A 12130-nucleotide genomic window follows, 5' to 3' on the forward strand; every position below is an offset into this window, starting at 1 on the left:
TTTTTGCTTCTTGCGCTCCGTCAGTTTACTTACTACAAGTAATGGGTAGTATGTACGCCGGCTATTTCCTCAATCGGAGGAGAAAGCCACTTAATTGAAAGTCCTTGAAGGGGAACACGATGAACAACGTTCTGAAATTCTCTGCTCTGGCTCTGGCCGCAGTTCTGGCTACCGGTTGCAGCAGCGCATCGAAAGAAACCGAAGCACGTCTGACCGCTACTGAAGACGCAGCTGCTCGCGCTCAAGCTCGTGCAGACGAAGCATACCGTAAAGCTGATGAAGCTCTGGCTGCTGCTCAAAAAGCACAACAGACTGCTGACGAAGCTAACGAGCGTGCTCTGCGTATGCTGGACAAAGCTAGCCGCAAGTAATAATCCCTCGGGATTGTTATCAAGCCGACCCATTTTTTGGGTCGGCTTTTTTATTGCCGGTACTTTCCCCCGGGCAATAAAAAACCCGCCGACGCTGCACGCGCCTGCGGGTTTTGATCGACTTACTGCTGCAGGTCGATCGGGGTGTTCGAGACCATCGGCGCCGAGGTATTCGGTGTGCCGATTTCAGTTGGCAGGCCATCTTCGGCCGCTACCACATCACGCACGACATCCCAGTTCACGCGCAGGTTGTTGGTGACATCTTCGCGCTTGAGCATCGCATTGATCACTGCAGTGTGCTTGTCGACCACCGACGGGTTGCCCTTGTCATCGATGGGTGTGTGCGCTTCCAGATAGACCTTGCCGCCACTGCTGCCGAACTTGTACGCATCGTTGAGAATGCGCACCGAAGTGCCGACCGGCACCATGGCCGCCATTTCCAGCACGTTGTTGTTGAACATGCGGAAGCAGCCGTGGCTGGTGCGCATGCCGATGCCGAACTTCTTGTTCGAACCGTGGATCAGGTAGCCCGGAGTGCCCAGGGTGAACTTGAACGGCCCCAGCGGGTTGTCCGGGCCGGCCGGTACCACGTTCGGCAGCGGATCACCGTCGGCGGCGTGCTCGGCCTTGATCGACGCCGGAGGGGTCCAGGTCGGGTTCGGCGTCTTGGCAGTGATCGAGGTGTGTGCGATTGGCGAGCCCCAACCTTCACGCCCAATCCCCAGCGGGAAGGTGTACACCACGTTCCGGCCTTTCGGGTAGTAGTAGAGGCGGTACTCGGCGAGGTTGATCACGATGCCTTCGCGTGGACCCGGCGGCAGAATGAACCGGGTCGGCAGGACGATTTCGGTACCGGCGCCCGGCAGCCAGGCATCGACGCCCGGGTTGGCCGCGACCATTTCCGAATAACCCAGGTCGTACTTGGTGCCCAGGTCAGCGAAGGTGTCTTCGTATTTGGCCTTGATCACCTGCACCTGGCCGATGATGTCCTCACCGGGTGGTGGCAGGGGAAACTCCAATGCAGCAACGGGACCGGCCACACACAGGGCGGCAAGTGACAGGCAGCGGGTGACGGCAGGAAAGCGCGGCAACATCCGGAAAATCCTTCGCATGATCAACAAGGGTATAAGAGCGCGATTGTACACCGCACCTCGGGAATTCGGGGAGATGCGCCGATGGCCAGCCAGAAGTCTTCATGTAGGAGCTGTCGCAGGCTGCGATCTGTTGATCCTAGAGTTCGAAACGCAACTCAGGCCAGATCGGCGAGGTGCCGCGCTTCTGCGACTCGAGAATCGCCCGGCACAACGAACACAGACGCTGATCCTGAAACACCCGACGATCCACACTCGACCAACGCGGTTGGGCTGGAAGCAGACTGCCACACAACGTGCGGTCTGCCGAGCCACCGAGTTCGAGCTGACGGGTCACCAGATGCACCCGCACTTCCTGGCAGGCGAACAGATCCAGCTGTTCGTCAGGCTCGATCAGTTGGTAGGCAAACAGGGACCAGGCAGGACGCGGCATCGGGGGCTCCAAATAAGGGGGCGCCACATTAGCCGAAAGCCTGCCACTAGAAAAGCCTCATAACAGCGGTTTTAGCGTCGGCCAGACATTTTCCAGCAACTTGCCCTGAGCCCCGGCGGCCGGATGCAGACCATCGGCCTGCATCAGCTCGGGATGCCCACCCACGCCGTCGAGGAAAAACGGCACCAGCGGGATTTTTTTATCGTCCGCAAGTTTGCCGTAGACCTCGGCAAAGGCATCGGTGTAACGCTTGCCGTAGTTGGGCGGCAATTGCATGCCCAGCAGCAACACCTTGGCGCCACTCTGGCGCGAGCTGTCGATCATCGCCGCAAGGTTTTGTTGCAATTGCGTTGGCGGCATTCCGCGCAGGCCATCATTGCCCCCAAGCTCGAGGATCACCAGTTCCGGCTTGTGCTCTGCAAGCAGCGCCGGCAGGCGCGCCTGGCCTCCGGCACTGGTGTCGCCGCTGATCGAGGCATTGACCACTTTGTCGTCAAAACCCTCCTGCTTGAGCCGTTGCTCGAGCAGCGATACCCACCCCAGGCGGGTATCCAGTCCGAAACCGGCGCTGATACTATCGCCAACGATCAGGACAGTACCCGCCGCTGCGTTCTGGGCCATGCACATCAAGGCCAGGCCAGCACTCAAAAACCAAACACGCATCGGATTCTCCATGGGCGCAAGCATTCTCACCGCGAAGAACCTCAGCAAAGTGGTTCCCAGCGCGGAAGGTGAACTGACTATCCTGCACGAACTCAGCCTGGAACTGAACCAGGGCGACAGCCTGGCCATCGTCGGCGCGTCCGGTTCCGGCAAATCCACCCTGCTCGGCCTGCTCGCCGGCCTCGACCTGCCAAGCAGCGGCGAAGTCATCCTCGCGGGGCAAGGCCTGAGCAATCTCGACGAAGACCAGCGCGCGCGAATCCGTGCCGAACACGTGGGTTTCGTCTTTCAATCCTTCCAGTTGCTCGACAGCCTCAACGCCCTGGAAAACGTCATGCTGCCGCTGGAACTCGATGGCCGCAAAGACGCCCGAGAACGCGCCACCGAACTGCTGCAACGGGTCGGTCTCGGCCAGCGCCTGACACACTCGCCGCGCCAGCTCTCCGGCGGCGAACAACAACGCGTGGCGATTGCCCGGGCCTTCGCTGCCGAGCCGGACGTGCTGTTCGCCGACGAACCCACCGGCAACCTCGACAGCCACACCGGCGAGCGCATCAGCGACTTGCTGTTCGAACTGAACAAGGAACGCGGCACCACCCTCGTGCTGGTGACCCACGACGAACGCCTGGCCCATCGCTGCCGGCGCCTGATCCGACTTGAAGCCGGGCTGCTGGTTGCCCCTCTGGAGCCTTGATGGCACGTCTGCCGCTGTTGCGTCTGTTCAGTCTCGCACTACGTCAACTCATGCGCGATGCACGCGCCGGCGAATTGCGCGTGTTGTTTTTTGCCCTGGTCGTCGCAGTGGCGGCGAGTACTGCCATAGGCTACTTCGGCGCCCGCCTCAACGGCGCGATGATGCTGCGCGCCACCGAGTTCCTTGGCGCCGATCTGGTGCTTGAGGGCAGCTCGCCGGCCCGCGACGAACAGATTCGCAGCGGCACTGAGCTGCGCTTGAATCATGCACAGGTGGTGGAGTTTTCCAGCGTCATTGCCACCGACAATGGCATTCAGTTATCGAGTATCAAAGCCGTCGACCGCGCCTACCCGCTGCGCGGCGAGCTGAAAAGTGCCCCGGCCCCGTTTGCCGCTGAAACCTCGGGCGGCGAGCCGCAACCCGGTGAAGCGTGGGTTGAAGCTCGTCTGCTGACTGCGCTGGATCTGAAGATCGGCGACAGCATCGACGTCGGCATGAAAACCTTGAAGCTGACCCGCGTGCTGACTTACGAGCCGGATCGCGCCGGCAACTTCTACAGCCTCACGCCTCGGGTGATGATCAATCTCGATGACCTCGCCGCCACCGGCGTAGTGCAACCCGGCAGCCGCGTGAGTTATCGCGAACTGTGGCGCGGCGAACCGCAGGCACTGGAAACCTATCGACAACTGCTTAAACCCGGCCTGGCCGCCAATCAGCGCATTCAGGATGCGCGCGACGGTAACCGGCAGATTGGCGGCGCACTGGGCAAGGCCGAGCGCTACCTGAACATGGCCAGTCTGGTCGCGGTGCTGTTGGCCGGTGTGGCCGTGGCGCTGTCGGCCAACCGCTTCGCCAGTCGCCGCTTCGATGCCAGTGCCTTGCTGCGCTGCCTTGGTTTGTCGCGTCGGGAAACGATGCTGTTGTTCAGCATTCAACTGACCGTGCTCGGCCTGTTCGCTGCCCTCAGTGGCGCGGTGCTCGGCTGGCTGGCGCAACTGGGCCTGTTCGCTCTATTACATGATCTACTGCCTGCCGATGTGCCACCGGGCGGCCTGTTTCCGGCGCTCGCCGGGATCGGCACCGGGCTGGTAGCGCTCGCCGGGTTTGCCCTGCCGCCACTTGCCGCGCTGGGTCGGGTGCCACCGCTGCGGGTATTGCGCCGTGACATGCTGCCGATTCCGTCGAGCACCTGGATGGTCTATGGCGCGGCGCTGGGTGCACTGGGCCTGATCATGTGGCGTCTGAGTCTGGATCTGCTGCTGACCTTCGCTCTGCTTGGCGGCGGCGTGGTCGCTGCGCTGGTGCTGGGTGGCTTGCTGCTGTTGTTGCTCAACAGCCTGCGCCGAATGCTCGCCCGCGCGCCGCTGCCGTGGCGCCTCGGTCTGGGCCAGTTGTTGCGTCATCCGCTGGCGGCGGCCGGGCAAGCGCTGGCGTTCGGTCTGATCCTGCTGTCGATGGCGCTGATCGCCCTGCTGCGTGGCGAGCTGCTCGACACCTGGCAAAACCAGTTGCCGAAAAATGCTCCGAACTACTTTGCCCTGAATATCCTGCCGGGGGACAAACAAGCCTTCACCGATCATTTGATCAAGGTGTCCGCACAAGCGGCGCCCCTGTACCCGGTAGTACCAGGGCGGCTGATCAGCATCAACGGTGACCCGGTGCAGCAGATCGTCAGCAAGGATTCGGCCGGCGACCGTGCCGTGCAACGTGACTTGAGCCTGACCTGGGCCGCCGACCTCCCGGCTGGCAACAAGCTCACCGCCGGTACGTGGTGGACCGGGCAACCCTCGGACGACGTACCGGGCGTGTCGGTTGAAGGTAAAGTCGCCGAAAGCCTCAAGCTCAAACTCGGCGATCACATGGTGTTCAGCGTCGGCGGGGTCAATCGTGAAGCGAAAGTCACCAGCCTGCGCGAGATCAACTGGGACAACTTCCAGCCGAACTTCTTCATGATCTTCCAGCCCGGCACCCTGAAGGATCTGCCGGCGACTTACCTGACCAGTTTCTATCTGGCCCCCGGTCACGATCAGCAGATCGTCGAGCTGTCGCGAGCCTTCCCGGCGGTGACCATCCTTCAGGTCGAAGCCTTGCTCGAACAACTGCGCAGCATCCTCGCCCAGGTCACCCTGGCGGTGGAATACGTGTTGTTGTTTGTGTTGGCGGCGGGGATGGCGGTGCTGTTCTCCGGCTTGCAGGCAACCCTGGATGAACGCATTCGCCAAGGTGCGCTGCTGCGTGCGCTGGGCGCCCAACGGCAGTTGCTGATCAAGGCGCGGCGCATCGAGTTCGGCTTGCTCGGTGCGGTCAGCGGCTTGCTCGCGGCCATCGGTTCGGAAGTGGTGAGTCTGGTGTTGTATCGCTTTGCCTTCGATCTGCCATGGCATCCGCATCCGTGGTTGCTGATGCTGCCGTTGATTGGCGCCGCGCTGATTGGCGGTGCCGGCGTGTTCGGTACGCGTCGAGCATTGAATGCGAGTCCGCTGACAGTCCTGCGCGAGGGTTGATAGACTCCAGCCTTCGTCACCACAAGAAGTTGCCATGAGCCGTTATCGCCCTCCCCGCACCGCCGGCACCGCGCTGATCACCCCTGAAGGTGAAGCGCGGATGCGCGCCGAATTCCATGAGCTGTGGCATGTACGCCGCCCGCAGGTGACGCAAGCGGTCAGCGAAGCAGCGGCGCAGGGTGATCGTTCGGAAAACGCCGAATACACCTACGGCAAGAAAATGCTGCGCGAGATCGACAGCCGCGTGCGATTTCTCACCAAGCGTCTCGAAGCACTGAAGGTCGTCAGCGAAAAACCCAGCGATCCGAACAAGGTCTACTTCGGCGCCTGGGTCACCATCGAGGACGAAGACGGCAAGCAGTCGCGCTACCGCATCGTCGGTCCGGATGAACTGGATCTGAAACTGGGTCTGATCAGCATCGACTCACCACTGGCCCGCGCCTTGATCGGCAAGGCGCTGGACGCCGAAGTCCGGGTACAGACGCCAACCGGTGAGCAGTTTGTCTATATCGTGGCGATCGAATATCCCTGAGCGTTTCAGCGGCGGGTGATCAAACCCTGCCGCGCAACGCGGGTCAGTTGCTTGATCATTTCCGGCGCGTCTTCAGCGCTCGGTGCCTGAATCACTGCCAGATCAAAACTGTCACTGGCAAACCGCGCCAGCGACTCGCCATCTTCAACGAACTGGATCAGGAACGCGGCAGGACCGCCGCTGCGACGTGGCCAGCCATCGAGATAACGCAACAGCGTTGGCTGATGTTTGCCGCCAAGCAGGATTTTCGGGTTGCGCTGGGTGATATGTGCCGTGATCGGCGCGGGACGTGCTGGAGGGCGTAGTGCATTCATCGTGTCGTGTCTCTGCCTCAAAAGTCTGCATGGCAGGTGAGAGGCAACACCGAACCAGCGCTTTAGCGGTATTTCGAAGCCCTGTTCCGGCTTCTGACGGCAACTGTCTGAGTCACCTGGCGCCCCGCAAGTAGCTGTTTAAATCGGCGCATGAGCAACATCCTAGATAACGTGACCGATGAGTGTCAAGAATCGGCCGCAACAAAAAAGGCCCGCACAATGCGGGCCTTTTGCTTGAGCCAGAGCGCTCAACCGGCGATGGCGCGATCCACCGACAGCTTGCCGGCGCCTTCGATCATCACCGCGAGGCTGCCACCGAGCAGCGCCAGGGCGAACTCGTAACCGTTGTTGGCCATGAACAGACCGTTGCTGATGTGTACGGTGAAGATCGCCACCAGCGACAGGAAGGTCAGACCCAGCGCCGCCGGGCGCACCAGCAGGCCGATGATCAGCGCCAGACCGGCGAAGAACTCGGTACCGCCGGCCAGCGTGGCCATCAGGTAACCCGGGTGCAGACCGATGCTGTCCATGTATTGCGCGGTGCCCGCCAGACCGTAACCACCGAACAGACCAAACAGTTTTTGCGAACCGTGGGCGGCGAAGATCACGCCGACCGCGATACGCAGAATGGTCAGGCCGTAACCGGCGCGAGTGAACATAACCTTGTTGATCAGAGAGCTCATGGGGCATTCCTTGTTTTGCGAGAAGTGTGTTGGGATTGGCCGCTATATTAATCAGTTAAATTCATGTTAAAAGCGCAATTATTCCGCTATAACAATCAAATTATTAGATCATTTCCGTGAAGCGACTTTCTGTCCCCGGGGCTCCAGCGACTCCCGTTCCCGGTCGAACGCCAAGTAATACTTGTTCACGCTATTAACATAGCTGACGGGGCCCATGCCCACCTGCTCCATGGCGATGCGCTCGACCTGAAAGAACCACTGGTTCGGATTCAGCCCGCGCCGCCGTGCCTCCGCGCGCATGCCTTGCACCCGCTCCGGGCCGATGTTGTAGGCCGCCAGGGTGAACGCCATGCGCTCGCGCTCATTGAGTTTCGGACTGTTGAAAAACTTGCGGCGAATCATCGCCAGGTACTTGGCCCCGGCCTGCACATTCGCATCGAGATTCTGGATGTTGCTCACACCGACTCGCTGCGCTGCGGACGGGGTAATCTGCATCAACCCGGTCGGGCCACTGCCGCTGCGGGCGCTGGGTTGCAGGGCTGACTCCTTGAAGGCCAGCGCCGCCAGGTTCAGCCAGTCCATGCTTTGCGCGTCGGCGTGTTTTTGCAGGGTCGGGCGCAGTTTCTCCAGACGCTGGCGGTCAGCCTTGGCCAACGGATAATGCACTTGATAGAGCCGTCGATAAATCCGCAGAAACTCTGCATCCTCGTTCGCCGGCTTCCTGTAGCCGACCAGAAAGCGATCGATGCTCGCTCGCAGCATCGAGGCATCACGGCGCACGAACCAGTATTCCTCACCCGGTTCGCTGATCATCAATTGCCGGTCGAAACGCAGCTTGGGCAGGATCTTGCCCCAACGCTCGGCGATCGGTTGCTCGACGATGGTCAGGTGGAAAATCCCGCCCTGCACCATCTCCAGCACGTCTTCAACCGCCAGCGTCGGATCGACCCATTCGATCTTGATCGGCGCCAGTTTGTGCAACGCCAGTTTCTGATTGAGCTGGCTGACCGCCTCCCCCGCCGCACTGCCGGTGGGCAACGCCAGGGTTTTGCCGGAAAGCTGCTCGACCTTGGTGTAACGACGCTCGCCCTTGATGCCGACCAGCACCAGCGGCACGTTGCTGGCGATCGGCTCGCTACTGGCCACCGCGTGGCCGGGTTGCAGATCAAGCAGCTCACCGGGCGCGACCAGATCACCTTCACCACGCTGCAACGCGCCGAGCAGTTGATCCTTGGCTTTGGGAATGATCTTGAGGGTAATTTCCTGACCATCGCGGGCGTGGCCATTGAGGTATTGCTCGAAGGCGCGCAGGCGATGGTATTCGACGCCGATGGCCTGACCCTGGACTTCACCGGAACTGTTGCGACTCTGATTGACCAGCACGCGCAACACGCGACTGCTGCGGATCTCCGACAGGTCACTAACCTTGGCGGCCGGCACGGCTTGCTGTGGCCCGGGCAGGCGCGCAACCGCCGTTATCGGCAGCAGCAGCGACGCGCACAACAGGAGCAAAACCGAGGGACGATGCATCCACTCTCCGGAAAGAATACGGGGTGATTTCACCGCCGAACGGTCGAAATCACCGACGAAAACAGAGCGCCTGGAGCGCTGGCAAAGTGCGAGAGACTGGCACAGCGATGGCTTTTCTGCCAACCCGGGCTACGTCACGGCATCAAAAGACAGCTATAACTCGTTGTAGTTCTTGGCTTTTCTTATAAATCTACAGCTCTGGTATGCTTTCCGGCCTTCGGCCCGAGGTAGAACCATGCAACTCATCGATATCGGCGTCAACCTGACCAACCCCAGTTTCGCCGAAAAACATCAGGCCGTGCTCGACCGCGCCTACGCTGCAGGGGTCTGCCAACTGGTGCTGACCGGCACCAGCGTCGAGAGTAGCGAGCAGGCGCTGGAGCTCTGCCGGCAACTGGATAAAAGCGGCCAGCGGCTGTTTGCCACCGCTGGCATTCACCCGCATTCGGCCAGTGACTGGAACGCTGACAGCGCGCGCCGTTTGCGCAGCCTGCTGCACGAGCCAAACGTGGTCGCCGTGGGTGAATGCGGACTGGATTTCAACCGTGATTTCTCGCCACGCCCGCAACAGGAAAAAGTCCTCGAAGAACATCTGGCGCTGGCAGTAGAACTGCAATTGCCGGTGTTCCTGCATGAGCGGGATGCCAGTCAGCGTCTGCTGGAAATCCTCAGGGACTTCCGCGATCAACTGCCCGCCGCCGTGGTGCACTGCTTTACCGGCGAGCAAAAAGCCCTGTTCAGTTATCTCGATCTGGATCTGCACATCGGCATCACCGGCTGGATCTGCGACGAGCGCCGGGGCACGCATCTGCACCCGCTGGTCAAGGAGATCAAGCGCGGACGACTGATGCTAGAAAGCGACGCGCCGTACCTGCTACCTCGCACCTTGCGCCCAAAGCCGAAGAACGGCCGCAATGAGCCGGCGTATCTGACCGAGGTGCTGCGCGAAGTGGCGCTGCATCGGGGCGAGACCGAGGAAGATCTGGCTGCGCACACAACGGCGTGTGCCCGCGCGTTCTTCAACCTCCCCGCCCTGCCCTGATACACCTCAAATCCCATTGTGGGAGCGGGCTTGCTCGCGAAAGCGGTGGTTCAAATGTCAATGATGTTGGCTGACACGCCCTCTTCGCGAGCAGGCTCGCTCCCACAGGGGGGCGATGTGTTCTTTTGATATGTATCAAGATCTTCAGATCTGCATAGCGGCACAATGCTGGCACCTTGCCGAAACTGTTTCCGCTATCAGAGAAGACCTCCATGGGTGCCTGGCTTAGCAATATCTCGCTGAAATACAAATTCTGGGCGGTCAATGCGGTCGCTTTCGTCACCACCCTGCTGCTGGTGCTGTATGCCGTGCAGCTTGAGCAGCAGGCACGCAGCCACGTCTCACAGGCTTCCGCACAGGCCCAGGCGCAATTGCTCAAGGCCTGGCCGGCTGGGCAGGCGCTGCCCAAGGCCGATCAGGTACTGACCTTCAAACGCGGGGAAGCGCCGCGCCTTAATGATCAACCGCTGCTGGAGATCAGCGATAGCAACGGCTGGAACGAGATCAATCATCTGCCGCTGTTCGGCAGCAACCCGCTGCTGGGCGCTGAAGTGTTCAGTCGTGGCGACGGCGAGCAAGTCGCGGTCATCGCCTATGGCCCGAGCCTGGCGCAAGTGTTCAGTGAACGTTTTGCCAACTACGCCGTGGCGGTGTTCATCCTGATGTTCGCCATGCTTTGCGCCTCACAGTTGCTGATCCGCTTCCTGCTCAGTCAGCTCAACACCTTGAAAGACGTGATGCTGCATGTAGAGAAGAGTGGTGACCTCTCGGCCCGTGTGCCGCTGGCCTGCAAGGACGAAGTCGGGCAAATGGCCAATGCGTTCAACGCGATGCAGGCCGGTTATCAGCGCGTGGTCACCACGGTCGCCAACACCGCGCGGCAACTCGACGTCGGCGCTGCGCGTCTGGCAGCAAGCATGAACGAAGTGCGCCACGGCATGCTCGGTCAACAGAGCGAAACCGATCAGGCCGCCACTGCGATCAATGAAATGACCGCCACGGTTTACCACATCGCCCAGCACGCCGGTGCCACCCGCGACCTGTCGCAGACCGCCGATGGTCTGGCCGGCAGTGGCCAGCAAGTGGTCAGCCGCGTGCAACAGTCGATTGCCGGACTCTCCAGCGGTGTGCAGCAGACTGCGGAAATGATCCAGCGCCTGGCCGAAGACAGCCAGAAGATCAACGGCGTAGTCAGTGTGATCCACAGCATCGCCGAACAGACCAATCTGCTGGCGCTGAACGCCGCCATCGAAGCGGCCCGTGCCGGCGAGATGGGCCGCGGTTTTGCGGTGGTCGCCGACGAGGTGCGCAATCTCGCCAAGCGCGTGCAGACCTCCACCGATGAAATCACCACCATGGTTTCGGCGCTGCAGGCCGGCACCCGCGATGCGGTGGACTTCATGCAGGAGAGTTCGTACAAGGCCGACGACTGCGTGCAGCAGGCGCAGGAGGCTGGCGAGGCGCTGGCGGAAATCACTGGCGCGGTGGCGCAGATGCGCGAGAGCAACACGCAGATTGCGGTGGCGGCCGAGCAGCAGAGTCAGGTCGCGGAAGAGTTGAATCGGGCGGTGGTGAGCATTCGTGATGTGACCGAAAACACCGTGCAGCAGACCGTGGATTCAGCGACCACCAGCAATGAGTTGGCAACGTTGGCCGGGGAATTGAGCAAGGCCATCGGTCAACTCAAACTTTAAGGGACTCATCGCGAGCAGGCTCACTCCTACAGGGGATTTGTGTGCGCAGCAGATCCTTTGTAGGAGTGAGCCTGCTCGCGATGGCGTCAATTGCAACACCATCGAATCCAGCCATTGCACCTATCACCACCATAGCCAACCTTGATTCGCCGCCCCACCCGCCCCGGCCTATTCTTCAAGCATGTGTTCAACATGGATCGAGGAGTAGTCAACATGGGCAAACGTCACCCCAATCTTCCCGCGTGGCAATGGCGCGCGTACCCGAACAATCACCAGCACCCGACCAATCTGGTGCTGCACCTGATTGCCGTGCCGCTGTTCATCGTTGCATTTCTGTTGATCGTGTCCGGCGTGTTCAGCTTGAGTCTGGCCAGTATTGCCATCGGTGTGATCGGTATCGTCGCGGCGCTGGGTCTGCAGCGCCACGGCCACAGCCTGGAGGCGCAAGCCTCCGAGCCGTTCAGTGATCGTAAAGATGCCGTGTCGCGCTTGCTGGTCGAGCAGTTTCTGACCTTTCCACGGTTCTTCCTCAGTGGCGACTGGTGGCGCGCCTGGCGTGAGCGCCACCGTCGGCATTGA

Annotated in this window: 13 protein-coding genes; 7 read left to right on the forward strand and 6 right to left on the reverse strand. The window is 61.0% G+C overall.

Features of this window, described 5'->3' with window-relative positions:
• The first annotated feature begins 119 nt into the window (after window positions 1-119).
• Window positions 120-371: an outer membrane lipoprotei OprI gene (gene oprI / locus HDC30_RS28045; protein WP_025113130.1), complete on the forward strand. Its 252-nt coding sequence runs from the start codon at window positions 120-122 to the stop codon at window positions 369-371.
• Window positions 372-493: 122 nt separating this feature from the next.
• Here oprI and HDC30_RS28050 read toward each other — a convergent pair whose 3' ends face one another.
• From HDC30_RS28050 to HDC30_RS28060, 3 genes are all read right to left on the reverse strand, one after another.
• Window positions 494-1465, reverse strand: a complete 972-nt coding sequence (locus HDC30_RS28050; protein ID WP_027613458.1) for a L,D-transpeptidase family protein — start codon at window positions 1463-1465, stop codon at window positions 494-496.
• Between the two features lie 136 nt (window positions 1466-1601).
• The gene (locus HDC30_RS28055) at window positions 1602-1895 is read right to left on the reverse strand and encodes a hypothetical protein (RefSeq protein ID WP_003226812.1); all 294 of its coding nucleotides are present in this window, start codon (window positions 1893-1895) and stop codon (window positions 1602-1604) included.
• A 57-nt stretch (window positions 1896-1952) separates the two neighbouring features.
• On the reverse strand, window positions 1953-2558 hold the full coding sequence (locus HDC30_RS28060) for an arylesterase (RefSeq protein WP_007964780.1): 606 nt from the start codon (window positions 2556-2558) through the stop codon (window positions 1953-1955).
• A gap of 10 nt (window positions 2559-2568) precedes the next feature.
• Between HDC30_RS28060 and HDC30_RS28065 the strand changes: the two genes are divergently transcribed.
• Genes HDC30_RS28065 through greB form a run of 3 tightly spaced genes read left to right on the forward strand, consistent with a single transcriptional unit; the run spans window position 2569 to window position 6288 of the window.
• Window positions 2569-3252: an ABC transporter ATP-binding protein gene (locus tag HDC30_RS28065; RefSeq protein ID WP_007964778.1), complete on the forward strand. Its 684-nt coding sequence runs from the start codon at window positions 2569-2571 to the stop codon at window positions 3250-3252.
• Window positions 3252-5756, forward strand: a complete 2505-nt coding sequence (locus tag HDC30_RS28070; RefSeq protein WP_183786048.1) for an ABC transporter permease — start codon at window positions 3252-3254, stop codon at window positions 5754-5756. Before HDC30_RS28065 ends, HDC30_RS28070 begins: the two co-directional genes overlap by 1 nt.
• 34 nt (window positions 5757-5790) lie before the next feature.
• Window positions 5791-6288: a transcription elongation factor GreB gene (gene greB / locus HDC30_RS28075; protein ID WP_016770885.1), complete on the forward strand. Its 498-nt coding sequence runs from the start codon at window positions 5791-5793 to the stop codon at window positions 6286-6288.
• A gap of 5 nt (window positions 6289-6293) precedes the next feature.
• On the opposite strand, the gene HDC30_RS28080 is transcribed toward greB, so the two are convergent.
• From HDC30_RS28080 to HDC30_RS28090, 3 genes are all read right to left on the reverse strand, one after another.
• Entirely contained in the window at window positions 6294-6602 is a 309-nt protein-coding gene (locus tag HDC30_RS28080; protein ID WP_003226820.1) for a hypothetical protein, read from the reverse strand.
• A 248-nt stretch (window positions 6603-6850) separates the two neighbouring features.
• Window positions 6851-7285, reverse strand: coding sequence for a DoxX family protein (locus tag HDC30_RS28085; RefSeq protein WP_183786050.1), 435 nt, complete (start codon window positions 7283-7285; stop codon window positions 6851-6853).
• A gap of 108 nt (window positions 7286-7393) precedes the next feature.
• On the reverse strand, window positions 7394-8815 hold the full coding sequence (locus HDC30_RS28090; protein WP_183786052.1) for a transglycosylase SLT domain-containing protein: 1422 nt from the start codon (window positions 8813-8815) through the stop codon (window positions 7394-7396).
• A gap of 235 nt (window positions 8816-9050) precedes the next feature.
• On the opposite strand from HDC30_RS28090, the gene HDC30_RS28095 reads away from it, so the two are divergent.
• From HDC30_RS28095 to HDC30_RS28105, 3 genes are all read left to right on the forward strand, one after another.
• Window positions 9051-9857 carry a TatD family hydrolase gene (locus HDC30_RS28095; protein ID WP_183786054.1) on the forward strand — a complete coding sequence of 269 codons (807 nt, stop codon included), beginning with the start codon at window positions 9051-9053 and terminating at the stop codon, window positions 9855-9857.
• A 212-nt stretch (window positions 9858-10069) separates the two neighbouring features.
• Window positions 10070-11551, forward strand: coding sequence for a methyl-accepting chemotaxis protein (locus HDC30_RS28100; RefSeq protein ID WP_183786056.1), 1482 nt, complete (start codon window positions 10070-10072; stop codon window positions 11549-11551).
• Between the two features lie 213 nt (window positions 11552-11764).
• Window positions 11765-12130: an Mpo1-like protein gene (locus HDC30_RS28105; protein ID WP_183786058.1), complete on the forward strand. Its 366-nt coding sequence runs from the start codon at window positions 11765-11767 to the stop codon at window positions 12128-12130.

Source organism: Pseudomonas sp. JAI115 (genome assembly GCF_014200835.1).
Classification (GTDB): domain Bacteria; phylum Pseudomonadota; class Gammaproteobacteria; order Pseudomonadales; family Pseudomonadaceae; genus Aquipseudomonas; species Aquipseudomonas putida_A.